This window comes from Dactylosporangium sucinum (assembly GCF_014647515.1).
GTDB lineage: Bacteria > Actinomycetota > Actinomycetes > Mycobacteriales > Micromonosporaceae > Dactylosporangium > Dactylosporangium sucinum.
On record NZ_BMPI01000017.1, the window covers coordinates 46,069 to 69,634 of the forward strand.

Consider the following 23,566-nt stretch of genomic DNA (forward strand, 5'->3'; position numbering starts at 1 on the left):
TCGCACCGTACGCGCAAAGGAGGGTCACCGTGGACCGCTATGCGCGCTGGAACGCGCTCCTGGAGATCCTCACCGACAGCGGACGGATCAGCGTCGAGGACGCCGCCGACCGCCTCGACGTGTCGCAGGCCACGATCCGCCGCGACTTCGACCAGCTGGCGCAGCAGCAGATGATCACCCGCACGCGCGGCGGCGCGGTTGCCAACGGCGTGTCGTACGACCTGCCCCTGCGGTACAAGACGGCCAAGCACGCGCCGGAGAAGCAGCGGATCGGCGCGGCGGCCGCGGCGCTGGTGTCGCCCGGCATGGTCGTGGCGCTCAACGGCGGCACCACCACGACGGAGGTGGCCCGGGCCCTGGCGGTGCGTCCGGAGCTGACCGGCGGCGTGGACGACGCCCAGCTCACGGTGGTCACCAACGCCCTGAACATCGCCAACGAGCTGCTCGTCCGCTCGCGGATGAAGATCGTGGTGACCGGCGGCGTGGTCCGCCCCCAGTCGTTCGAGCTGGTCGGCCCGCTGGGCGGCAACATCCTGCGCGACGTCACCCTGGACATCGCCCTGCTCGGCGTCGACGCGCTGGACGTGACGCTGGGCGCCGCGGCCCATCACGAGGGCGAGGCGGCGATGAACAGCCTGATGGTCGCCCGCGCCCGGCGCGTGGTGATCATCGCCGACAGCTCCAAGCTGGGCGGCCACGCGTTCGCCCGCATCTGCCCGATCGACCGCATCGACACCCTGGTCACGGACTCCAACGCCACCCAGGACACGCTCAACGCCTTCGCCGAGGCGGGCGTGAAGATCGTCACCGCCTGACCGCGCTGCGGGGCGCGATCGTGGGGCCGGGCCGTTAGGGTGGAGCCACCCCCCGACCCCGCTGGAGTTCGCGATGAAGCGCGAGGAAGTCGCGCACGTCCCCGGTCAGCCGTCCCCGCAGGACGCCGACGACTTCGTCGACGGCGACCTGGCCGAGGCGGCGCCGGCCGCGGACCTCGCGGTCGAGGAGGAGCCGGCCGAGCTCGACGAGCGGAGCAAGAGCATCCTGGCCTTCGAGAAGCGCTGGTGGCGGCAGGCGGGCGCCAAGGAGCAGGCCATCCGCGACACGTTCGGCCTGTCCGCGACCCGCTACTACCAGCTGCTCAACGCCCTGCTCGACAACCCGCTGGCGCTGGCGCACGAGCCGGTCGTGGTCCAGCGGCTGCGCCGCCTGCGAGTCTCCCGCGCCCGTCGCCGCTGAGTCCGCAAGGCCGTGCTCAGCGGGCCTTCTGCTGTTCGGCGTAGTTGGCGAGCCACGTGACCTGGGCCGGGTCGAGCGACGGGCGGACCCGCTCGCGGGCCAGGGCCACGTGCTCCGCCGTCACCTCGGTCGCGTCCAGGGACTCGCGCATCGCGGCCAGGGCCGACTCGCGGACCAGGGCGGCGCAGTCGGCCGCCGAGAAGCGCTCCAGGTCCGCGGCCAGCGTCTTCAGGTCGACGTCCGCGGCCAGCGGCACCGACTTTGCCGCGGCCCGGAGGATCTCGGCGCGTGCGTCCGCGTCCGGAGGCGGCACGAACACCAGGCGCTCCAGGCGGCCCGGGCGCAGCAGGGCCGGGTCGACCAGGTCGGGGCGGTTGGTCGCGCCGATGACGACCACGTTGCGCAGGGCCTCGACGCCGTCGAGCTCGGTGAGCAGGGCGGCGACCACGCGGTCGGTCGTGCCGCCGTCGGTGCCCTGGCCGCGGGGCGGGGCGAGCGCGTCGACCTCGTCGAGGAAGACGAGCGTGGGCGCGGCCTCGCGGGCCCGGCGGAACAGCTCGCGGACCGCGCGCTCGGACTCGCCGACCCACTTGGAGAGCAGCTCGGCGCCCTTCACCGAGAGCACGTTGGCCTTGCCGGTGCCGGCGATCGCCTTGACGAGGTAGGTCTTGCCGCAGCCGGGCGGGCCGTAGAGCAGCACGCCGCGCGGCGGTTCGATGCCCAGCCGGGAGAAGGCGTCGGGGTACGACAGGGGCCACAGCACCGACTCGGTGAGCGTCTGCTTGACCTCGACCATGTCGCCGACGTCGTCGAGGGTGACCTTGGCCAGCTCCAGCGACGACTCCGCCATCGAGGTCGGCCGGACCACCTCCAGGGCGGCCTCGAAGTCGGCCATCACGACCCGCGGCGGCTCGCCCTCGCGGCGGTGGCGCAGCGCTGCCCGTACACCTGCCTCCCTGGCCAGCGCGGCGAGGTCCGCGGCGACGAAGCCGGGCGTGCGCCCGGCCACGTCGTCGAGCTTGACGTCGTCGTCCAGCGGCATGCCCCGGGTCAGCACGCCCAGCTGCTCGCGGCGCAGCGCCGCGTCGGGCAGCGGCAGCGCGATCTCGTGTGCGAGCAGCTCGGGGGAGTGCAGCGCTGGGTCGACCGACTCGGGCCGGCTGGTGGTGCAGACGACGGCCTCGCCCTCGCGGATCAGCTCGCCGAGCAGCTGGCGGAAGACCGTCGACAGCGGGCCGGGCTGGTCGCGCGGGGCGAGCGCGTCGACGTCGGAGATGAGCAGGACGGCCGGGCCGGGGGCGCGCATCTCGTCGGCGGCCTTGCGCAGCCGGGCGGCCGCGTCGTTGTTGGTCAGGGCCGCGATCTCCGGCGCCCAGAGCGCGACGACCTGGGCCTCGACCTGCGCGGCGACGGCGTGGACGAGGGCCGACTTGCCGGAGCCGGCGGGGCCGGTGACGAGCACGCCGAGCGACATGGTGGTGCCCAGCTTCGACAGCACCTCGGCGTGGTGGAAGCCGAGGTCGAGCAGCTCGATCAGCTGTTCCGCCTGGGCCCGCAGCCCGGGCAGGTCGTCCAGGCTCACGGCGGGACCGGCGGGGCCGGCGGGCGTGGACGCGGCGGTGGGTGCCACGACCGAGCCCGGCGCGTGGGTCTGCTGGCCGTGCTGCCAGCCGACGGCCGTGTCCATGGTCACCAGGGCGCCCGGGCCGGGGTCGGCGGCGACGACGGTGAGCAGCGCGCTCGTCCAGGCGTAACCGACCGTGTTCGACAGGCTCTTGCGGGCGGCCTCGACCAGCCCCCGGTCGACCATGACGGTCGCGGTGGCCGGGGCGGTCGGCAGCGTGCCGAGCGAGACGTCCTGCGGCAGCAGCGAGACGTTGTCGCCGACCGTCACGACCTTGCCGAGCAGGGCGAGCCGCAGCATCTCGGGCGAGACGACGGCGACGATCTCGGGCGGCCCGGCGAGCGTCACGGTCTGCGCGGCCCGCAGCGGCGCGGCGGCCACGGTGACCTGGCCGCCGTCGCGCAGGCCGAGGTTGCCGAGCACCAGATCGTCCGCGTAGAGCAGGGCGCGGCTGGCGCCCGGCTCGGCGACGGCGACGATGCCCGCCGACGCGCGGCGGCCGGTGAGCGAGATCGGGTCGCCCGGGCGCAGCCCGAGCGCGGTGAGCACCTCGGGGTGCAGCCGGACCACGCCTCGGCGGGCGTCGAGCGCGGCCGGGCGGAGGCTGGCAGTGAGCGTCAAGGTCGCCGACACGCACCCGAGCGTAGCCGTTGCTGTGAAGGGCCTGAGGGATTCGCCGACGCGCAACATGCGATGCGTACCGTTTAGCAATGCGATTGCGCGTCACCCGCCGCCAGCTCATCGCCGGCTCCCTGGTCACCGTGCTGGTGGCCGGCCTGGTCGGCTGGGCGGCGCTGCCCTCGCCGGCCAGCTATCGGACGTCGGAGCAGCGCATCTCGGTCCGCACCGGGCCCGACGACGCCACCGAGGTCCAGCTCGACACCACGCTCTACCTGCCGAAGTCGGCGACCGCGGACAAGCCTGTCCCGGCGATCCTGCTCGCGCACGGCTTCGGCGGCACGAAGCAGAGCGTGCGCGGCGACGCCGAGGACTTCGCCGATCTCGGGTATGCGGTGCTGACCTGGACCGCCCAGGGCTTCGGCCGCTCGACCGGCGAGATCCACCTCGACCACCCCGACTGGGAGGTCAAGGACGCCCAGCGGCTGATCGACTGGCTGGCGGCCCGCCCGGACATCGCCAAGGACGGCGGCGACCCGAAGGTGGCCGCGGTCGGCGGCTCCTACGGCGGCGCGCTCGCCCTGCTGCTCGCCGCCCAGGACAAGCGCGTCGACGCGATCGTGCCGATGATCACCTGGAACGACCTGTCGACCGCGTTCCTGCCCAACGGCGTGTTCAAGAAGCAGTGGGCCGGCCTGTTCTTCGGCAACGGCAGCGCCGACCCGCTCAACGCGGCACCGCAGGGCAGCCCGGGCGACCCGCAGTGCGGGCGCTTCGCCAAGGACATCTGCCAGGCGTACCTCAAGATCGCCACGAGCGGGCAGGCCGGACCGGGCGAGATCGCGCGGCTGAAGGAGTCCAGCCCGGCGCCGGTCCTCGACCGGATCAAGGCGCCCACGCTGCTGATCCAGGGCCAGGTCGACACCCTGTTCCCGCTGAGCGAGGGCGACGCCAACGCGCGCGGGATCGCCGCCAACGGCACGCCGGTCCGCGTCGCCTGGTTCACGGGCGGGCACGACGGGGGCACGGGTCCGCAGTCGGAGGTGGATCGCCTGCGGTACCTCACGGCGCAGTGGCTCGACCACTACGTGAAGGGCAACGGCGACGCGCCGTCCGGCAGCTTCACCTACGCGCGGGTGTCCGGCCTCAACGCGCAGGGCCGCGGGCTGGTCACCAGCGCGTCCTCGGTCGACGACTACCCGGGCCTCGGCGGCACCGGCCGGTCGTTCGACCTGCAGGGCCCGCCGCAGTCGATCGCCAACCCGCCGGACGGCACCCCGGCGGCGATCTCGTCGCTGCCGATCGCCAACATCGCCAGCCTGCTCAACGAGGGCGTCTCGGCGGAGATCCCGGGCCAGCACGCCGACTTCGTCTCGGCGCCGCTCACCGAGGCGTATGACGCCGCCGGCGCCCCGACGGTCCGCATCCGGGCCGCGTCGGAGACCGGCGAGGCGGTGCTGTTCGTCAAGCTCTACGACGTGCCGGCCAAGGGCGCGGCGTCGATCCCCGACGGGCTCATCGCGCCGATCCGGCTCACCGGCCTGCCCAAGAGCCTCGCCGACGCCCAGCCGGTGACGGTGACCCTGCCGGCGGTCGTGCACCGCTTCGAGGCCGGCAGCCGGGTGCGCGTCACCGTCGCGACGGCCGACACCGCCTACTGGTCGCCACCCGAGCCGGCCGTCTACCAGGTCGCCGTCGACGGTGCGGTCACGCTGCCCACCATCGCCGGGACGCCGATCGCCAACCCGAACGTGATCTGGCGGTACGTGCTGGCCGGGCTGATCGCCGCGATCCTGCTCGGGCTGGCGATCGTCCTGGTGGTCGCGCGCCGCCGGACCCGGCGCATCGACCGCAGCGTCGACGCCGACCTCGTCGACACCCCGCTGGTCGTGCGCGGGCTGCGCAAGGAGTACGCCGACTTCGTGGCCGTGTCCAAGGTGGACTTCACCGTCCAGCGCGGGCAGGTGGTCGGCCTGCTCGGCCCGAACGGCGCCGGCAAGACCACGTCGCTGCGGGTGCTGATGGGCCTGACCCGCCCGACCGCGGGCGAGATCCTGGTCTTCGGCCACCGGCTGCTGCCCGGTGCCCCGGTGCTTTCCCGGGTCGGCGCGCTCGTCGAGGGGCCGGGCTTCCTGCCGCACCTCACCGGCGCGCAAAACCTGGAGCTGTACTGGAAGGCGACCGGCCGCCCGCTCGAGGACGCGCACTTCGAGGAGGCGTATGACATCGCCGGCCTCGGCACCGCCGTCACCCGCCGGGTCAAGACCTACAGCCACGGCATGAAGCAGCGCCTGGCCATCGCCCAGGCCATGCTCGGCCTGCCCGAGCTGCTGGTGCTCGACGAGCCGACGGACGGGCTCGACCCGCCGCAGATCGCCGAGATGCGCAAGGTGCTGCGCCGGTATGCGACCGGCGGCCGGGCCGTGCTGGTCTCCAGCCACCTGCTCGCCGAGGTCGAGCAGACCTGCACCGACGTCGTCGTCATGCACAAGGGCGAGGTCGTCGCGGCCGGCCCCGTCGACGACATCGTCGGCGACTCGCCGACCGTCCAGCTCGATGTGTCCGATGTGGATGCCGCCGAGAAGGTGCTGGAGGAGCTGACCGGCGTGCGCTCGGTGGCCTGGTCCGGCGGGCGCGGCCTGGTGGTCGACATCGACGGGCGGCCGCGCGCCGAGGTGGTCGCGGCACTCGTGCAGGCGGGGGTCGGCATCGACCGGGTCACCCCGCGCCGGCGGTTGGAGGACGCGTTCCTGTCGCTCGTCGGCGGGGACACCAAGGCGAGCGGAGAGCGCTGATGACGACCGACGTGGTGGGCGGCGCGGTCGGCTACCGCCCGGGCGCGACCCTGTCCCTGTGGACGGAGATCCGCCGCCAGGCGGCCCGCCGCCGCACCCAGCTCGCACTGGGCTTCATGGTGCTGCTGCCGCTGATCATCCTGGTGGCGTTCCAGCTCGACAGCGGCAACGGCGACGACGGCGGCGGTGGCGGCGAGTTCGCCCGCCTGTCCGAGCTGGCCACCTCGGGCGGCCCGAACTTCACCCTGTTCACCCTGCTGGTCTCGGCCGGCTTCCTGCTGGTGGTCGTGGTGGCGCTGTTCTGCGGCGACACGGTGGCGAGCGAGGCAAGCTGGGGAAGCCTCCGGTACCTCTTGGCGATGCCGGTCCCGCGCGCCCGCCTGCTGGGCGTCAAGGTGACGGTGGCCCTGCTGTACAGCCTGTTGGCAATCTTGACCCTGGTGGGCACGGCGCTGCTGGCCGGCACGCTCCGCTACGGTTGGTCCCCGCTGAGCGGCCCGATCGGCGGCGAGATCACCGGCGGCCAGACGGTCCTGCGCCTGCTGGAGATCGTCGGGTACCTCTGCATCTCCCTCCTGGTCGTCGCCTCCCTGGCCTTCCTGCTGTCGGTCCTGACGGACGCCCCGCTGGGCGCCGTGGGCGGCGCGGTGCTCCTCCAGATCCTGTCGAACATCCTGGACCAGATCACCGCGCTGGGCAGCCTGCGCAGCGTCCTGCCGACGCATTACAACGACGCCTGGCTGGGCCTGCTGTCGACGCCGATGCAGACCGACGACCTGGTGAAGGGGAGCATCGCGGCGCTGGCGTACGCGACGGTGTTCTTCTCGCTGGCGTGGTGGCGCTTCCTCCGCAAGGACGTGGTCAGCTAACGCTCGTCGCTCGTCGCCCGTCGCGCGGTGCCCGTCGTGTGTCGCGCGGTGCCCGTCACTCCCCGCCCGCCGTGACCGTCGCCGCCCGCCGCCTGCCGCCCACTCGGCGTCGGGCGGCAGGCACCTCCATTCCTCACCCACCTCCACTCCCCGCCGCGGTCGCTCTCGCCGCCTGCCTGGACTCTCGGCCGCGGTAGCTCTCGCCGCCCGCCCCCGCTCTCGCCGCCCGCCTCCGCTCCCGCCCGCGATCTTGGACTTGTGGTCCCGAATTTGTCCGACATGTAGCAAATATCCGGGACCACAACTCCAAGATCGCGGCGGTGCTCGGCGGTGCGCGGTGCGCGGACGGTGCGCGGGCGGTGCGCGGTGCGCGGCGGGGGTGGTGGTGGGCGGCGGCGAGGTGGGCGGCGGGGGTGGCGGGACGGAGCGGTTACCGGGCGGTAAGGTGCCCGTCCATGCGGATCTCGGCCCTCAGCGGCGCGTCGCTCCTGGTGCTCGGCCTCGCCGGCCTCGCCGGTGCGCTCTACTACGACCAGGCCCACGCCGCAGAGTGGACCACGTACGCCGAGCATGCCAACGCCATCAACGGGCCCGCCGAAGCCCTCACCGCCCAGGTCTTCACCCTCATCGGAGCCATCGCCGCCGGGTTCGGAGCGGTGATCTCCGGCGGCAGCGCCATCCTCGCGGCCGTCGGTGGGCGTATCGGGCACTGGATGCTGCGGGTCGCCGCCGTGCTCATCCTGGTTCTGCTCCTGCTCGTCGCCGCCGCGCTCGCGGTCGGAGCGCTCACCGGGGACGAGCCCGCCGCCATTATCGACACGCCCGGATGGCTGCTCACGGCCGAGATCGGCGCATTGATGGTCGCCGTGCTCGGGGCCGGCATGACGACCGTGAATCTCTGGCGATTCACCCCCGCCGAAGACAGCGCCGAAGAGCACTACGCCTGATAGCCGTCGACGGTCACCATCGGTGGGCGGTCCGGGAGCGACACGTCGGTCACGTGCGGTACAACACCTTCTCCATCGCGCCGGAACTGCGTCAACGTCGGCCACAGCTTGTGCGCGGGTGCCACGCGATCGTTGATCGTGTGGACGATCGTCGCCGCCATCCGGCCCAGCGCCGCCGTGTCCTGGTGGCCGTGCGTGCGCTGACCCAGGTCGACCTGGGCCAGCGCGGACAGCCCGGCAGTGCGATACGTGTCGATGAGCAGCCCGGTCTCGACGCCGTAGCCGTACGCGAACGGCAGGCGCTCCAGCAGCGACCGCCGAGCCGCGTACTCGCCCGCGAGCGGCTGCACGACCCCCGCCAGCTCCGGGAAGTAGGCGTTCAGCAGCGGGCGCGCGGCCAGCTCGGTGACCCGCCCGCCGCCGGAGGCCGAGACGTCCAACAATGGCCGGTCATAGAACGCCTTCACCATCAGCGTTGACGGGTCGGCGAACAGCGGCCCCAGCAGGCCGGTCACGAAGTGGGGTCGGAAGTCGGTCAGGTCGGCGTCGACGTACACCAGGATGTCCCCCGTCGTGACCGCCAGGGCCTTCCACAGGACCTCGCCCTTGCCAGGCCGCGAGCCGGTCCACGGCAGGATGTCGTCGCGGTGGTGCACGACGGCGCCGGCCGCGGCGGCCACCTCGGCCGTGCGGTCCACGGAGCCCGAGTCGACCACGACGACCTCGTCCACGAGTGAGCCGAGGGTGAGCACGCCGGTGACGATCTCGCCGACGGTCGGCTCCTCGTCGAGCGCCGGCAGGACCACCGAGACGCGGGCCCCGCCCTTCGCCGCGGCCAGCGAGGCGAGGGAGAAGTCCAGCCAGGAGGCGGTGCGGGCGGCGAACCAGGCGGCCGCGGAAGGGTGCATGAATGAAACCGTAGTCAGGTCCATGTCGTGAGATGACTCATACAGCGGGTGCCGTGGTGCCCCTTACACTGAAGCTACAACTGCATACCTCATCCAGAGGGGCAGAGGGATACGGCCCGATGAAGCCCCGGCAACCCCTGCGCGGACGACTCGATGACGAGTCGCGCGCGGTAGGTGCCAATTCCGTCCCGGTGAGACCCGGGAAAGATGAGAGGAAATCCTCGCATGACGTCGACGCTCAGCGTCTTCACCGAAGCCGGCTCGCCCGCCCGCCACCTCGTGTGCCGGGGCTGTGGCGCCACGTTCCCGCTCGCCGCGCAGCACGCCTGTTACGAGTGTTTCGGCCCGCTCGAGGTGGGCTACGACGCCGCGGCGCTGGCCAAGGTCACCCGGGCGGAGATCGAGGCGGGGCCGAAGAACATCTGGCGCTACGCGCCGCTGCTGCCGGTGGGCAAGGACCCGGCCGGCCGCGTGACGCTCGACCCGGGGCTCACCCCGCTGGTCAAGGCCGACGTTCTGGGCGCCGAGCTCGGCTTCACCGCCCCGCTGTGGGTCAAGGACGACTCGGCCAACCCGACCCACTCGTTCAAGGACCGCGTCGTCTCGGTCGCGCTGACCGCGGCCAAGGCGCTGGGCTTTACGCGCTACTCCTGCGCATCTACCGGCAACCTCGCCAACTCGGTCGCCGCGCACGCGGCCCGCGCCGGCGTCCGCTCGACCGTGTTCATCCCGGCCGACCTGGAGCCCGGCAAGGTTCTCATGACCGCGGTGTACGGCGGCGAGGTGGTCGCGATCGAGGGCTCCTACGACGAGGTCAACCGGCTCTGCTCGGAGCTCACCGAGACCGACGAGTTCGAGGACACGGCGTTCGTCAACGTCAACGTCCGCCCGTTCTACGCCGAGGGCTCCAAGACGCTCGGGTATGAGGTGGCCGAGCAGCTCGGCTGGCGCATCCCGGCCCAGGTGGTCATCCCGATGGCCAGCGGCGAGCTGCTCACCAAGGTCGACAAGGCATTCAGCGAGCTGGTCGAGATCGGGCTGGTGCCGCCGACCGAGTGGAAGGTGTTCGGCGCGCAGTCGGCCGGCTGCAACCCCATCGCGACGGCGCTGCACAAGGGCGTCGACGAGATTGTCCCGGTCAAGCCGACGGGCATCGCGAAGTCGCTGAACATCGGCGACCCGGCCGCGGGCGTCTACGCGCTGGAGTCGGTGCGCCGCACGGGCGGCTGGATGGAGTACGCCGACGACGACGAGATCCGCGCCGGCATCCAGCTGCTGGCTCGCACGACGGGCGTCTTCGCCGAGACCGCGGGCGGTGTGACCACGGCGGTACTGCAGAAGCTCGTCCAGACCGGCAAGCTCGACCCGGCCGCCGAGACCGTCGTCTTCAACACCGGCGACGGACTGAAGACCCTCGATGCCGTTGCCGACCGGGTGGGCTTCACGCACCGCGTCAAGCCCTCGCTGAAGTCGGCCCGCGAGGCCGGGCTGCTGGGATGATTTTTCCGCCCACCCAGGGGTGATTTCGCTACTGTCCGTTCACGGAGAGAGAGCGCTTCCACGCTTGGACGAGGGCGCGCTCGTCCGATCGGAGGATCCGGTCGCAACGCAGCGTGATCACTCTCGCGCGGTCCGCTGCGCGAGGGACTTGACGCCCTTTCTCGGGGGGTCCAGGATGCTCGGTGCGGGAGGACGTGTCGCCGCGAGACCCGGGCCCTGGCCCCAAAGTCCGCGACCACAACACCGGAGGTGTTGGCGAGCGTCCTCTCGACCATTTCCTGGCCAGGGCCGCATCGGCGGGAAAATTTGTTGCCGGTCGATGAACGGTCGGTCAGGCTGGCCCAATGACCCAGGACCTCTCCACGCTCGAGATCGTCGAGGTGCGCGCCGATGATCCGGCGGCGGTCGACGCGGCGTTCCAGGTGGGCAACGAGGCGATGCTCGCGGACTATCCCGAGCTCCCGCCGAGCTGTCGCTACGAGCACGACCAGCGCCTGCTGGTGCCGATGCCCGGCCTGGCGCGGCACACCTTCCTCGGCCACCGCGACGGCGTGCCCGTCGGCGCGGTGGTGGTCGACCTGCCGCTCTGGGACAACCTCGACAAGGCGATGTTCGACGTCTCCGTGGTGCCCGCGGCGCGGCGCCTGGGCGTCGGCCGCGCCCTCTACGCGCACGCGGCGGCGTTCGCCCGCGAGCAGGGCCGCCGGTCGGCCCTCGGCTTCAGCACCTTCCACGCGGAGGGCTTCGCCCAGGCGCTGGGCCTTGAGTCGAAGCTGACCGATGTCCGCCGCCGTCTCGACCTGTCGACCGTGGACGAGGCGGTGCTCGACCGGCTGTACGCCGAGGGCCTGGCCAAGGCCGCCGGCTACTCCGTGGTGCGGTGGGGCGACCGCACGCCCGACGAGCTGCTCGCGGACGTGGCCGCGCTGGACAGCTCGTTCATCGACGAGACGCCGATGGGCGACCTCGACTACGAGGCCGAGAAGCTCGACGCCAACCGGGTCCGGCAGAACGAAGAGGTTCGATCACGGCACGGCAAGCGCACCTACAACACGGGCGTGATCCACGACGCGAGCGGCCGCCTCGTCGCCTGGAGCGCGATCCGGAAGTCGAAGACCGTCGACTGGCACGCCTGGCAGCAGATCACGCTGGTGCACCCGCAGCACCGCGGTCATCGGCTCGGCGCGATAACGAAGGTCGAGAATCTTCGCTACCTGCGCGAAGAAGCGCCGGCCGTCCGCGTGATCGACACGTTCAACGCCGAGGTCAACTCGCACATGATCGCGATCAACGAGGCGATGGGGTTCCAGCGGCGCGAGCTGTGGGCGAACTGGCAGGGCTCAATCGCGTGAGCGGTCCTCGTAGAGGGCCAGGAAGATCGAATACGGCCGGCCCGGACCCTTGCGGTCCCGGGCCGCGTACTCGTCGAGCAGGTCGACGAAGCGGTCGTGCAGCTCCTCCCACTCCTCCTCGGTGAGCCGCAGCCCCAGCCGGGCGAACCGTGCGGGCTGCTCGGCGATCGCCAGCTCCTCCTGAAACGCTTCGAGCACCGCCTGGTGGCCGCCGCCCATGTCGAGATCCCAGGACTTGCCCGTCGACAGGTAGGGCACCTCCCGCGACCCGCGCGGGCCGCGCCGCTCCTCCTGTGGCTCCAGGAAGCCGGTCGCGACCAGCGTGCGCACGTGGTGCAGCGCGGTGGCCGGGTTGAGATCGAGCCGGTGCGCGATCTCCTTGTTGGTCAGGGCGCGGTCCAGGCAGACCCGGATGATGCGCAGCCGCGTCGCCGACGCGAGCGCCTTGGCCTCGGCCTCCGTGGCCGGCCGCAGTTGTCTGCCCACGGCGTAAATCTTACCGATTGACTTTTCCCAATCAGTCGCCGACAGTGGGCTCGTGAGGGCCGGACTGCTGCGGGACCATGATTTTCGCCAGCTGTTCACCGCCGACACGATCAGTCAGGTCGGCACCCAGGTGAGCGTGCTGGCGCTGCCACTTGTCGCGGTGCTCACCCTGCACGCCTCGCCGCTGGAGGTGGGCGTGCTCACCGCCGCCGAGACCGCGGCGTTCCTGCTCGTGGGCCTGCCGGCGGGCGCCCTGGTCGACCGGCTGCGGCGGCGCGGCGCGATGGTCGTGGCCGACCTGCTGCGGGCGTTGCTGCTGGTCTCGGTCCCGATCGCCTGGTGGCTCGACGCCCTTTCGATGCCCCAGTTGTACCTCGTGGGCCTGCTCGCCGGCGTCTGCACGGTCTTCTTCGATGTTTCGTATCAGAGCTACCTGCCGTTCCTGGTCGGCAAGGAGCGCCTGGTCGAGGGCAACTCCCGGCTCGAGCTCGTGCGCTCCACCGCGCAGATCGGCGGCCCGACCGTGGCCGGCCTGCTCGTCAAGGCGGTCGGCGCGCCGGTCGCGATGCTGCTCGACGCGGTCAGCTACCTGGTCTCGGCGCTCTTCCTGGGCCGGATCCGCCGGATCGAGGATCGGCCGGAGCGGCGCCCCGACGCGCACCTCGGCCGCGAGATCCTCGAGGGGCTGCGGTTCGTCGTCGGCAACCGGCTGCTGCGGGCCATCGCGGCCTGCACCGGCACCTCCAACTTCTTCGGCGCCATCGTCCAGGCGACCCTGGTCGTGTTCCTCGCCCGTGAGCTGGCCCTGTCGCCGGCCCTCATCGGCCTGTTCTTCACGGTCGGCGGCCTCGGCGCGCTGGCGGGTGCCTTCCTGGTCCGCCCGATCACCCAGCTGGTCGGCGCGGGTCCGGCGATCTGGCTCGGCATCCTGGTCGGCGGCCTCGGCGGCCTGCTCGTCCCGCTCGCGGCGCCGGGCTGGCGACTCTGGCTGGCCGCGGCCGGCAGCGTCGTCTACGGCATCGGGGTGATCGTCTACAACGTCAACCAGGTGAGCTTCCGGCAGGGCATCACCCCCGACGCCCTGCTCGGCCGGATGAACGCGACGATGCGGTTCATCGTCTGGGGCACGCTCCCGCTCGGCGGCCTGGCCGGTGGCGTGCTCGCCTCGGTGATCGGCGTGCACGAGGCGCTCTGGGTCGCCTCGGCCGCCGGGTTGGTCGCCGTCGTCCCCATTCTCGTGTCACCCTTGCGTTCGATGCGGGAACTGACTCCCGCCGTCTCCGCGGGCACGGAGGCGGTGCGGAAATAGCCGATCTTGTGGTTGTGCCGGGCGGTGCCGCCTCCAGTCGCTGAAGCTCGACACAACCGCAAGATCGGCGCTCTCCCGGTGGCAGGATGGCGGCATGGAGAACTCACACCCCATGTTCACCAGGCACACCGACACGCTGGAGCGGGCGCTGACCGCGATCGCCGAGCGGTCGTACTGGTCCGCGTTCCCCGAGTCGCCCAGTCCCCGCGTCTACGGCGAGACCGCGGCGGCCGACGGCGAGGCGGCGTTCCGGGCCTACCTCGGCGCCGACTTCCCCCTCAAGGACCAGCCCGGCGTGACCGACTGGGTCGCGACCGAGACGTCCCCGTTCGGCATCGCGCTCGACGTGCGATACCCCCACCTCGACCTTTCCTTCCTCGACGCCATGGCCGCGGCGATGCCCGCCTGGCGCGCGGCCGGCCCGCAGACCCGCACCGGCGTCTGCCTGGAGATCCTCACCCGCCTGCACGCCGCCTCGTTCGAGCTGGCCAACGCGGTGCACGCCACCACCGGCCAGGCCTTCGTCATGGCCTTCCAGGCCGGCGCCCCGCACGCGTTCGACCGTGCCCTGGAAGCTATCGCCTACGCGTACCGCGAGATGACCCGCACGCCCGCCACGGCCGACTGGGAGAAGCCGGCGGGCAAGGGCCAGACGCTGCACATGAGCAAGACATTCCATGTGGTGCCGCGGGGCATCGCCCTCGTCATCGGCTGCAACACGTTCCCGACCTGGAACTCGTACCCGGGCTTCTTCGCCTCCCTGGCCACCGGCAACCCGGTCGTCGTCAAGCCGCACCCGCGCGCCGTGCTGCCGCTCGCCATCACCGTGAAGATCGCCCGTGAGGTGCTCGCGGAGGCCGGCTTCGACCCCAACCTGGTCGTGCTCGCCGCCGAGGCGCCCGGCGAGGGCCTGGCCAAGACGCTCGCCCTGCGCCCCGAGGTGCGCATCATCGACTTCACCGGCTCGACCGAGTTCGGTGACTGGCTGGAGGGCAACGCGCGGCAGGCCGCCGTCTACACCGAGAAGGCCGGCGTCAACACCATCGTGGTGGACTCGACCGACGATTTCGCCGGGATGTGCCGCAACATCGGTTTCTCGCTCGTCCTGTACTCCGGGCAGATGTGCACGACACCGCAGAACATCCTCGTGCCGTTGGCCGGTATCGCGACCGACGAGGGGCACAAGAGCCTCGACGAGGTGGCGGCCGGCATTGCGGGGGCGGTCGGGAAGCTCACGCAGGACCCGGCCCGCGGCGTCGAACTCACCGGCGCGATCGTGAACGACAACGTTCTCTCCCGCATTGAGAAAGCGTCCCGCGTCGGTGCGCCGGTGCTCGAATCCTCAGACGTTTCACACCCGGCGTACGAAGGCGCCACGGTCCGTACACCACTCATCCGGAAACTCGGTGCGGACGATGCCGAGACGTATGGCACCGAGTGGTTCGGCCCCATTTCGTTCGTTGTCGCCACCGATTCCACTGCGGGCAGTTTGCGGATCTTCGCGGCCACCGTCGGCCGGAAGGGCGCATTGACCGCTTCGGTCTATTCCACTTCCCCGGATGTGCTCGACGCGATGGAAGAGGCGGCGTTGGACGCGGGCGTGCATTTGTCAGTCAACCTGACCGGTGGGGTCTTCGTGAACCAGTCGGCCGCGTTTTCCGACTTCCATGCCAGCGGGGCCAATCCAGCGGCCAATGCGGCGCTCACGGACGGTGCGTACGTGGCCAACCGGTTCCGGGTGGTCCAGTCCCGCCGCCACGTCTAGTTACCAACACGTAGTCGCCGGGCGATGCTTCACTTGGCAAAGAAAACTGCCGAGAAGGCATGCTCGGCGACCTTTTCCACCTGCTTGATTCGTGACCTTGCTGTCCGATTTGGGCCTGTCGGGGGTTGCCTTAACTCGTGTACCGTGCGTTTCGGTCGTCGTCCTTCGCCGGTGCCACCCCCGGACCCGGCGTGCTGGGCCGAAGATCCGCAGGCTGGTCCCCACAGCCAGCCGAGTGACGCAGAAGGACCGAAGTAGAGGAAGTGCACCGTGGCACAGGGCACCGTCAAGTGGTTCAACAGCGAGAAGGGCTATGGCTTCATCGCGGTCGACGGGGGACAGGACGTGTTCGTCCACTTCTCCGCGATCCAGATGGACGGCTACAAGTCGCTGGAAGACGGACAGCGCGTCGAGTTCGAGATCGCGCAGGGTCAGAAGGGCCCCCAGGCTGAGGGGGTCCGGCTCCTCGCCTGACGAAACGTCCGCAAACACCCCGCCGGGGCACCGTCCTCATCGATGAGGATCGGTGCCCTGCGTCTTTTCCCGGGGCGATTCGGGGTGAGCGGAGCCATTCGCCCGAATTAACGCGTTGGTCGCTTCTTCGGGACGTTTCTGATCTTTATCCGGCCCTGGTCGGCCCGTCTCGGCCCTTTTTGTCGGCTCTTGGGGCTCCTGTGGCGGTTGCGCTCCGTGACCGGCCGGTCGTCGCGCTGCGTGGCCGGCCACCTCCCGCGTCACCCGGGCTTTGCTTGCACTCGACGGGGCAGAGTGCTAAACAAGGTGTTGGCACTCCCATCTGGTGAGTGCCAACGGTCGGGGCGGTGCAGTCCTCCGGTGCGCAAACACCGAGAGGCTGGTCGTCGCGGGCTATTCCGGCCCGACCAACGGAGGATCCGGTGGATCCCCGAAGGTGCGAAAGCAGGCGGTGAGCCGCCGGCCCCACGCGGGTCGCAGGCGAATCGTGAGCGTCCAGGAGGACAACGCCGAATGGCCAAGATTATCGCGTTCGACGAGGAAGCCCGCCGCGGTCTTGAGCGGGGCATGAACACCCTCGCCGACGCCGTCAAGGTGACGCTGGGCCCGAAGGGCCGCAACGTCGTCCTCGAGAAGAAGTGGGGCGCCCCCACCATCACCAACGATGGTGTGAGCATCGCCAAGGAGATCGAGCTCGAGGACCCGTACGAGAAGATCGGCGCCGAGCTGGTCAAGGAGGTCGCCAAGAAGACCGACGACGTCGCCGGTGACGGCACGACGACGGCGACCGTCCTCGCCCAGGCGCTCGTGCGCGAAGGCCTGCGCAACGTCGCGGCCGGCGCCAACCCGATGGCCCTGAAGCGCGGCATCGAGGCGGCGGTCGCGTCCGTCGCCGACGAGCTCGCCAACCTGGCCAAGGACGTCGAGACCAAGGAGCAGATCGCCTCCACCGCCTCGATCTCCGCCGGTGACTCCACGGTCGGCGAGATCATCGCCGAGGCGATGGACAAGGTCGGCAAGGAAGGCGTCATCACCGTCGAGGAGAGCAACACCTTCGGGCTCGAGCTGGAGCTCACCGAGGGCATGCGCTTCGACAAGGGCTACATCTCGCCGTACTTCGTGACCGACACCGAGCGGATGGAGGCCGTCCTCGACGACCCCTACATCCTCATCGTCGAGTCGAAGATCTCCGCGGTGAAGGACCTCCTCCCGGTGCTGGAGAAGGTCATGCAGTCGGGCAAGCCGCTCGCGATCATCTCCGAGGACGTCGAGGCCGAGGCCCTGGCGACCCTCGTGGTGAACAAGATCCGCGGCACCTTCAAGTCGGTCGCCGTCAAGGCCCCCGGCTTCGGTGACCGCCGCAAGGCCATGCTGACCGACATCGCGATCCTGACCGGCGGTCAGGTCATCAGCGAGACCGTCGGCCTCAAGCTGGAGAACGCCGACCTCAGCCTGCTCGGCCGCGCCCGCAAGGTCGTCGTGACCAAGGACGAGACCACGGTTGTGGACGGCGCCGGCGACTCCGAGGCGATCAACGGCCGCGTCGCGCAGATCCGCGCCGAGATCGAGAAGAGCGACAGCGACTACGACCGCGAGAAGCTGCAGGAGCGCCTGGCCAAGCTGGCCGGCGGTGTTGCGGTCATCAAGGTCGGCGCCGCGACCGAGGTCGAGCTCAAGGAGCGCAAGCACCGCATCGAGGACGCCGTTCGCAACGCGAAGGCGGCCGTCGAGGAGGGCATCGTCCCGGGTGGTGGCGTCGCGCTGGTCCAGGCCGGCAAGACCGCCTTCGACAAGCTCGACCTGGTCGGCGACGAGGCGACCGGCGCGCAGATCGTGAAGGTCGCGCTCGACGCCCCGCTGCGTCAGATCGCGGTCAACGCGGGCCTCGAGGGCGGCGTCGTCGTCGAGCGCGTGCGCAACCTGGAGGCCGGTCACGGCCTCAACGCCGCGACGGGCGACTACGTCAACCTGCTGGCCGAGGGCATCATCGACCCGGCCAAGGTGACCCGCTCCGCGCTGCAGAACGCCGCTTCCATCGCGGCCCTGTTCCTCACCACGGAGGCCGTGGTGGCGGACAAGCCGGAGAAGGAGAAGGCCCCGGCCGGCGCCCCCGGCGGCGGCGACATGGACTTCTGAGTCCGTGACTTCTTGAACGGGCCGGGCACCGCGAGGTGCCCGGCCCGCTTCGCTTTTCCGGCCCCGCTGTTCGCGCCGGCTATCCGCAGGTTTCGCGCAGGACGCGCAGCGTGTTGTCCCAGCCGAGGGCTCGCAGCTCCGGCTCCGACCAGCTGCGGGAGCGCAGCTCCTCGAACAGGGCCGGGTACGTGCTCACGTCGTGGAGGCCGTCGGGCAGCACCTCGGTGCCGTCGAAGTCGCCGCCCAGGCCCACCGAGCCCGGTCCGGCCACCTCGCGGACGTGCTCGATGTGGTCGGCGACATCCTTGATGCTCGACGGCGGGCACGGGTTGGCCGCGATCCAGGCGGCTCGTTCCCGCTCGAACTCCTCGGTGTCCCACGGGGCGGCGATGGCGTCCTCCACGCGGTACAGCTCGTCGCCCCACTGCCGGCAGGCCTCGTTCAGGAAGAACGGTACGAAGGTCACCATGACCACGCCGCCCGTGTCGCGGACCCGGGTGAGGACGTCGTCGGGGACGTTGCGCGGGTGGTCGCACAGCGCCCGGGCGGACGAGTGCGAGAAGAACGCCGGCTTCGTCGATGTGTCCAGAGCGGCGTGCATCGTGCTCGGGGCCACGTGCGAGAGGTCGACGAGCATGCCGAGGCGGTTCATCTCGCGGACCACCTCGTGCCCGAACGGCGACAGGCCCCCGACGCCCGGCCCGTCGGTCGCACTGTCCGCCCAGGCGGTGTTCCGCGAGTGCGTCAGCGTCAGGTACCGCACGCCGAGGCGGTGCAGCGCCCGCAGTACACCCAGGGAATTGTCCAGGCAGTGACCGCCCTCCGCGCCGAGCAGTGACGCGACCCGGCCCGTGGCCGCGATCCGTTCGACGTCGTCGGCGCTCGTCGCGATGGCCAGGTCGGCGGGGTGCTTGTCGGCCAGCCGCCGCACGAGGTCGATCTGTTCCAGCACCTGGACCGCGGCGGTTGCCCCGGGCCGGTCGACGGGCACGTACACGGACCAGAACTGCGCCCCGACGCCGCCCTTGCGCAGCCGCGGCAGGTCGGTGTGGAGGCCGTGCCCGGCGAGATCGGCCCCGGCGTCGAGCCGTTCCTGCGGGTCGCGTACGCGCAGGCGCCACGGAAGGTCGTTGTGTCCGTCGATGACCGGTACGGCCGCGCTCATGACTCGACCTTAAGCCGCTCGCGCCGGTTGCTGAAGCCGCTCCCGCGGCGCCCGCAGCCCCTCCCGCAGCGTGCTCGGCGCCCGGTGCGATATGCGCGTTTTGCCGCGGTGATCCGAACCGTCCTCATATGGTGAAGGCGGCCGGCAGACGTCGCTGCAGGACAAGCGCGGCAATCAGCCCGATCGGTAGGTGAACGGGAGACGTCGGCTCCTCGTGGCATGACGGGGGATCACGGGGTACCGGCGGCAGGTGTGCGGGGCGGGACCGGATGGCGAACCCATCGGCCCGCCTCGCATGCCGCTACAACGCCTTACCGTAGATCCAGAAGATCCGCTCGATGCGAGCGCCGACGGCCTTGGAGTAGAACGCGATCGGCCCGGCCCACCCGATCTGGGCGGTATCGTGGCGGTTCGCTCGCTGGTCGGCGAGGCACCGCCGCAGCAGCACCCGCCCGACCCCGAGCCCTTCCGCCGCGGGCGCGGTGCCCATCGGCCCGAACCAGCTGGGCCGGTTCGCCCCGTACGCCGCGAACCCGAGGATCTCCCCGTCCCGCACGGCGACGTAGCACCCGGCGCCGTCCCGCCCGATCGACTGGCCGACCTCCCAGGCCCAGCCGTCCCCCCAGATGTTCCGCACCCACTCGACGGTGTCCGGCCCGCCGTCGACGACCTTGACCCCGCTGCCGGCCAGCCGCTGCTCGTCCCGCTCGGCGTCGTCACCGGCCCGGCGCAGATCGGCGGTCATGTTCCAGGCGGTGTTCTCGAGGTCGTATCCCGCTCGCTTCGCCAGGCAGATCGCGCCGGTGTACCGCACGTCGATCCCCGGCCACGCATAGCAGGGCGGATTCCCCCCGATCCGAACCCGCTCACACCCGAGCCCCCGCAACCGCTCCTCGGCCGCGGCAAGCAGCTCACTCCCGACTCCCCGCCGCCGCGCCTGTTCTCGTACGGCGAGCAGCTCGACATGCCCGAGCCGGGAGTCCCGATCGCTGACGGAGCCAAAGAGAACCCCGTGGCCGCGGTCGTCAACGAGCCGAAACCCGACCCGCCCGGCCGGCGGCCGAGCCAGCCGCCGCACCAGCACCCCGGCCTCGGCGCCGTCATCGTCAAGATCAAGCGCCCCGGCCGCGATCCGCGCAGCGGTATCCAGCTCCTCAAGGTCCACGATCATTTGGTAAACATACCTAACTGTTACCGCGCCCTGGGACAAAACGGGCCCCGGCCGCCCAGACCGTCACCACGATGTAACAAACGCTGTTACACGCCCCATGCTGCCAGCCACCCACCCACGCCACAGTGGAACCCCATGATCAATGGAGCCCCCTGGCTGCCATGGCAACCAGAACTCTCCATCGATCACGGCCACACCCGAACGCAACTCCCAGCCGCGCAGCACCCCATGATCAAGGGAGCCATTGAGCCCCAGCAACCAGAACTCGCCCACGATCATGGGCGGGGCCGGGTCGAGCCGGATCGGGCAGGGCCGGGTCGGGCCGGATCGGGCAGGGCCGAGCCGGGTCGGGATCGGGCGTGGTTGGTCCGGGGTTTGCGTGAGGTTGGGCAGGGTTGGGTGGGCGCGGAGGGCTCGGCTCCCCTGGGTGCTTGCTGGCCGTGGCCGTCTCCGGCCGAGATTGCCACCTACTTGACCGGCCACGGAAGGCTCTTACCCGACATTTCCGATTTATCGGGCAACGATGCGGCGGAGACTGTCCCCGTTGCGTGCCGAGGTGCGAGCACGGGCAGCGACCAGCGACGACGAGTCGAGTCACGGCGCCGAATCCAGTCGTGGCGCCAGGTCGAGACGCGGCACGAGATCCCGGCGCGGCGGCAGGTCGAGTCGCGGCGCCGGATCCGGGCATGGCGCCAGGTCCACGCGCGGCGCGAGATCCGGGCATGGCGGCGGGTCGAGTCGCGGTGCTGGAACGGGTTGGGGCGCCACCTCTGCGGAGGGTCGGGCGCCTGGGCCCCGCGGCGACGTCACACCCGGCCGACCTGGTGGCGGCGGGCCAGGGTGTGACGTCGGCCGGGGCGTGCGGAGCGGCGGGTTACGGCGTGGGGCGCGGCGTTGCGGCCACCGCGGCCAAGGCGTCCACCAAGCCGGAGCCCACCACGTCGGCCGGGGTGGCGCACGGGGAGGTCAGCGGGGTCAGCGGGCGGGCCGTGCGTTCCAGGATCGCCCGGGTCTCCTCCACCTTGCCGATCAGGGACGGGTTGGCCGACCACATCAGGGCCACGACGCCGGCCACGTGTGGGGTGGCCATCGACGTGCCGCTCAGGTAGCCGTAGCGGCCGCCCGGCAGTGCGGACAGCACGTTGACGCCGGGGGCCATGATGTTGGGCTTCGTCAGGCCGGCGGGGGTCGGGCCGCGGCTGGAGAACTCGGCCACCTCCGACGCTCGGTCGACGGCGCCGACCGTGAACGTGGCGGCGAAGTTGGACGGTGGGTCCGTGATGGTCTCGCAGTTGGGGCCCGTGTTGCCGGCCGCGGCCACGAAGAAGATGCCGGCGGCGGCGAAGGCGTCGATGGCCGGGCGCAGCGAGGTCAGGTCGCAGCCCTCGACCTCCGGGCAGCCCCACGAGTTCGTCAGGACCTGCGGGGCCCGATCGGGGCGGCCGGCGTGCCAGGGGTCGGCGCCCGCCGGATAGGGCGCGAGCATGAACTGCAGGCAGCTCAGGTAGTTGGCCATGCTGCCCAGGTTGCGGGGGAGGTTTTCGCAGGCGATCCACTGCGCGCCCGGGGCCACGCCGACGCCCTTGCCCACGGCGGTGGCGAGCGTGTGGGTGCCGTGGCCGTTGTTGTCGGTGGGGGTCCTGGCGTGGCCGAACGGGTCGAGCCACGAGTCGTCGCCGCCGCGGAAGTTGCCGCGCAGCGCCGGGTGGTTGCCGTCGACGCCGGAGTCGGAACTGCCGACGACGATGCCCTTCCCGTCCCCATAGCTCTTCCAGACCGCATCCGCCTGGATCAGCGTCAGGTTCCACGGCGTGGACGGCGGCGCGTCGACCGTGCCGCGCATCGGCTCGGCCGTGGCCGGCAGCGGCCGCAGGTGCGGGTTGAGCAGCACCTTGGCGACGTCGGAGCGGCTCTCCAGCCACTGCCGCGCCACCGGCCCGGCGTCGACCTCGATCCCGTTGACGAGGTAGAACGGCGTGTAGCCGACGCGCTTGTCGCGCAGCGCCTTGCGCAGCGAGGCCTGGGACCGCTCGGCGGTGGCGACCAGCCGCTCGTAGGTCTGCCGGACCCGCGCCGTCTGGTCGCTGACGCCGCTCAACCCGCTCAGGTCGGCCTGCTCCTTCATGACCACGAACAGCCGCTCGCCGGCGAACCCCGGCTGGCCCAGCGCCGTGTAGACCACCGCGGCGCCGACCGCGACGACGGCGGCCGCCACCCCGGCGAGCCACGCGTGCCAGCGCACCCGCCGGAAGACGACCAGCACGAGCGCGGCGACGAGCAGGGCGAGCACGAGCGCCGCCGCGGCGCCCACGAGGCCCCAGAACAGCCCGTCGCGCAGGCCCAGGATGAGCGAGGTCTCCTCCGGGTCGACGAACCCCAGCGGCCCGAACAGCGTCGGCGTCAGCAGGGCCACCACCGAGGGGCGGCCCCGCCGGTGCAGCGCGGCGATCGCGAACGCCGCCGGCGGCACGCACAGCAGCGCGAGCAACTGCACGGCCGGCTCGCCGACCCCGCCCGCGATCGAGGCCAGCCCGACCCCGATCGCCAGCCCGCCGACGACCGCGCCGCCCCAGTTGCTGCGGAAGCCCATGCCGATCGAGGCGAGGGCGGTCACCGGGCGCGCGGCGAGCCAGCTCACCGCGAGCGCGGCGAGCAGGGCGAGGACGGTCTCCAGGAGGCCGCCGAGCGCGCCGACCCACAACCACGGGAGCAGCAGCACCAGGCCGGCCGCGAGGCTGAGCCAGAACAGCCAGCCGTCGGCCCGCTCGCGGCGGCCGGTGACGCTCGTGTGGATGGCCGCGCCGATCGCCGCCACGACGGCGACGATCGCCAGATAGAGCTCGTGATAGGTCTCCGGGACCAGCCGCACCGCGCTCAGCACGCCGCCGAACAGCGCGGCGAACGCCCACTGCCGGCCGGCCGTGCGGGCGAACGGCACCCGCGACAGCAGCCCGAGCAGCAGCGCCGGCACCCCCGCGAACAGGGTGACGAGCACCGCGGCGAGCAACCAGAACGCCCGCGGCATCGACAGCCCGCTGATCGTCAGCGTGTCGCCCACCAGCCACAGCACGGCGTTGACCACCACGACGAGGGCGACCGTCCACAACCCCACCAGGATGGTGAGGGCGATCGCCCAACCGCGACTCGGCGGCCGGGGCGGCGGCGCGGCAAACGGCACCGGCGGGACCTGAACCATGCTCGGACTCTACGG

At 71.6% G+C, this 23,566-nt stretch carries 17 protein-coding genes and 1 riboswitch; of the genes, 11 read left to right on the top strand and 6 right to left on the bottom strand.

Annotation, left to right across the window (positions count from 1 at the left end; all coding sequences use genetic code 11):
• Positions 1–29: 29 nt before the first annotated feature.
• A complete protein-coding gene (locus IEZ31_RS19035) occupies positions 30–815 on the top strand; it encodes a DeoR/GlpR family DNA-binding transcription regulator (RefSeq protein ID WP_190251241.1) in 786 nt (261 codons plus the stop codon).
• A gap of 73 nt (positions 816–888) precedes the next feature.
• A complete protein-coding gene (locus tag IEZ31_RS19040; protein WP_190251242.1) occupies positions 889–1,236 on the top strand; it encodes a DUF3263 domain-containing protein in 348 nt (115 codons plus the stop codon).
• Between the two features lie 16 nt (positions 1,237–1,252).
• Here IEZ31_RS19040 and IEZ31_RS19045 read toward each other — a convergent pair whose 3' ends face one another.
• On the bottom strand, positions 1,253–3,493 hold the full coding sequence (locus IEZ31_RS19045; protein WP_229835492.1) for an AAA family ATPase: 2,241 nt from the start codon (positions 3,491–3,493) through the stop codon (positions 1,253–1,255).
• A gap of 77 nt (positions 3,494–3,570) precedes the next feature.
• Between IEZ31_RS19045 and IEZ31_RS19050 the strand changes: the two genes are divergently transcribed.
• The 3 genes from IEZ31_RS19050 (at position 3,571) to IEZ31_RS19060 (ending at position 8,089) form a co-directional block, all read left to right on the top strand.
• Complete coding sequence (locus IEZ31_RS19050) at positions 3,571–6,273, top strand: alpha/beta fold hydrolase (protein WP_190251244.1); 2,703 nt, start codon at positions 3,571–3,573, stop codon at positions 6,271–6,273.
• Positions 6,273–7,142 (top strand): ABC transporter permease, encoded by an 870-nt coding sequence (locus tag IEZ31_RS19055; RefSeq protein ID WP_190251245.1) that lies wholly within the window; start codon positions 6,273–6,275, stop codon positions 7,140–7,142. Before IEZ31_RS19050 ends, IEZ31_RS19055 begins: the two co-directional genes overlap by 1 nt.
• A gap of 455 nt (positions 7,143–7,597) precedes the next feature.
• Entirely contained in the window at positions 7,598–8,089 is a 492-nt protein-coding gene (locus tag IEZ31_RS19060; protein ID WP_190251246.1) for a hypothetical protein, read from the top strand.
• Here IEZ31_RS19060 and IEZ31_RS19065 read toward each other — a convergent pair.
• On the bottom strand, positions 8,080–8,997 hold the full coding sequence (locus IEZ31_RS19065) for a glucosyl-3-phosphoglycerate synthase (protein ID WP_190251247.1): 918 nt from the start codon (positions 8,995–8,997) through the stop codon (positions 8,080–8,082). The two genes, IEZ31_RS19060 and IEZ31_RS19065, sit on opposite strands and share 10 nt — an antisense overlap.
• Positions 8,998–9,083: 86 nt before the next feature.
• Positions 9,084–9,211: riboswitch (SAM riboswitch) on the top strand.
• An 11-nt stretch (positions 9,212–9,222) separates the two neighbouring features.
• Here IEZ31_RS19065 and thrC point away from each other — a divergent pair.
• Both thrC and IEZ31_RS19075 read left to right on the top strand, forming a co-directional pair.
• Positions 9,223–10,497 (top strand): threonine synthase, encoded by a 1,275-nt coding sequence (gene thrC, locus IEZ31_RS19070; protein WP_190251248.1) that lies wholly within the window; start codon positions 9,223–9,225, stop codon positions 10,495–10,497.
• A gap of 344 nt (positions 10,498–10,841) precedes the next feature.
• Positions 10,842–11,849, top strand: coding sequence for a GNAT family N-acetyltransferase (locus tag IEZ31_RS19075; RefSeq protein WP_190251249.1), 1,008 nt, complete (start codon positions 10,842–10,844; stop codon positions 11,847–11,849).
• Here IEZ31_RS19075 and IEZ31_RS19080 read toward each other — a convergent pair.
• Positions 11,838–12,335 (bottom strand): winged helix-turn-helix domain-containing protein, encoded by a 498-nt coding sequence (locus tag IEZ31_RS19080; protein WP_190251250.1) that lies wholly within the window; start codon positions 12,333–12,335, stop codon positions 11,838–11,840. The genes IEZ31_RS19075 and IEZ31_RS19080 overlap by 12 nt on opposite strands.
• Before the next feature lie 52 nt (positions 12,336–12,387).
• Between IEZ31_RS19080 and IEZ31_RS19085 the strand changes: the two genes are divergently transcribed.
• From IEZ31_RS19085 to groL, 4 genes are all read left to right on the top strand, one after another.
• Entirely contained in the window at positions 12,388–13,644 is a 1,257-nt protein-coding gene (locus IEZ31_RS19085) for an MFS transporter (protein WP_190251251.1), read from the top strand.
• Between the two features lie 94 nt (positions 13,645–13,738).
• Positions 13,739–15,409, top strand: a complete 1,671-nt coding sequence (gene paaN, locus IEZ31_RS19090) for a phenylacetic acid degradation protein PaaN (RefSeq protein ID WP_190251252.1) — start codon at positions 13,739–13,741, stop codon at positions 15,407–15,409.
• Positions 15,410–15,679: 270 nt separating this feature from the next.
• Positions 15,680–15,883: a cold-shock protein gene (locus IEZ31_RS19095; protein WP_190251253.1), complete on the top strand. Its 204-nt coding sequence runs from the start codon at positions 15,680–15,682 to the stop codon at positions 15,881–15,883.
• 513 nt (positions 15,884–16,396) lie between these two features.
• Positions 16,397–18,019, top strand: coding sequence for a chaperonin GroEL (groL, locus tag IEZ31_RS19100; protein WP_190251254.1), 1,623 nt, complete (start codon positions 16,397–16,399; stop codon positions 18,017–18,019).
• A gap of 79 nt (positions 18,020–18,098) precedes the next feature.
• Here groL and IEZ31_RS19105 read toward each other — a convergent pair whose 3' ends face one another.
• The 3 genes from IEZ31_RS19105 to IEZ31_RS19115 all read right to left on the bottom strand — a co-directional run bounded on the left by IEZ31_RS19105 (position 18,099) and on the right by IEZ31_RS19115 (position 23,551).
• Positions 18,099–19,184 (bottom strand): dipeptidase, encoded by a 1,086-nt coding sequence (locus IEZ31_RS19105; protein ID WP_190251255.1) that lies wholly within the window; start codon positions 19,182–19,184, stop codon positions 18,099–18,101.
• A 301-nt stretch (positions 19,185–19,485) separates the two neighbouring features.
• The gene (locus IEZ31_RS19110) at positions 19,486–20,355 is read right to left on the bottom strand and encodes a GNAT family N-acetyltransferase (protein WP_190251256.1); all 870 of its coding nucleotides are present in this window, start codon (positions 20,353–20,355) and stop codon (positions 19,486–19,488) included.
• An 874-nt stretch (positions 20,356–21,229) separates the two neighbouring features.
• The gene (locus IEZ31_RS19115) at positions 21,230–23,551 is read right to left on the bottom strand and encodes a S8 family serine peptidase (protein ID WP_190251257.1); all 2,322 of its coding nucleotides are present in this window, start codon (positions 23,549–23,551) and stop codon (positions 21,230–21,232) included.
• Positions 23,552–23,566 lie beyond the last annotated feature (15 nt).

What these genes read in the sequence shown, in the direction of transcription:
- IEZ31_RS19040 (WP_190251242.1), top strand. Translation starts at nt 889, where the DNA reads ATGAAGCGCGAGGAAGTCGCGCACGTCCCCGGTCAGCCGTCCCCGCAG.
- IEZ31_RS19050 (WP_190251244.1), top strand. Translation starts at nt 3,571, where the DNA reads ATGCGATTGCGCGTCACCCGCCGCCAGCTCATCGCCGGCTCCCTGGTC.
- IEZ31_RS19055 (WP_190251245.1), top strand. Translation starts at nt 6,273, where the DNA reads ATGACGACCGACGTGGTGGGCGGCGCGGTCGGCTACCGCCCGGGCGCG.
- IEZ31_RS19060 (WP_190251246.1), top strand. Translation starts at nt 7,598, where the DNA reads ATGCGGATCTCGGCCCTCAGCGGCGCGTCGCTCCTGGTGCTCGGCCTC.
- IEZ31_RS19065 (WP_190251247.1), bottom strand. Translation starts at nt 8,997, where the DNA reads ATGCACCCTTCCGCGGCCGCCTGGTTCGCCGCCCGCACCGCCTCCTGG.
- thrC (WP_190251248.1), top strand. Translation starts at nt 9,223, where the DNA reads ATGACGTCGACGCTCAGCGTCTTCACCGAAGCCGGCTCGCCCGCCCGC.
- IEZ31_RS19075 (WP_190251249.1), top strand. Translation starts at nt 10,842, where the DNA reads ATGACCCAGGACCTCTCCACGCTCGAGATCGTCGAGGTGCGCGCCGAT.
- paaN (WP_190251252.1), top strand. Translation starts at nt 13,739, where the DNA reads ATGGAGAACTCACACCCCATGTTCACCAGGCACACCGACACGCTGGAG.
- groL (WP_190251254.1), top strand. Translation starts at nt 16,397, where the DNA reads ATGGCCAAGATTATCGCGTTCGACGAGGAAGCCCGCCGCGGTCTTGAG.
- IEZ31_RS19105 (WP_190251255.1), bottom strand. Translation starts at nt 19,184, where the DNA reads ATGAGCGCGGCCGTACCGGTCATCGACGGACACAACGACCTTCCGTGG.
- IEZ31_RS19110 (WP_190251256.1), bottom strand. Translation starts at nt 20,355, where the DNA reads ATGATCGTGGACCTTGAGGAGCTGGATACCGCTGCGCGGATCGCGGCC.
- IEZ31_RS19115 (WP_190251257.1), bottom strand. Translation starts at nt 23,551, where the DNA reads ATGGTTCAGGTCCCGCCGGTGCCGTTTGCCGCGCCGCCGCCCCGGCCG.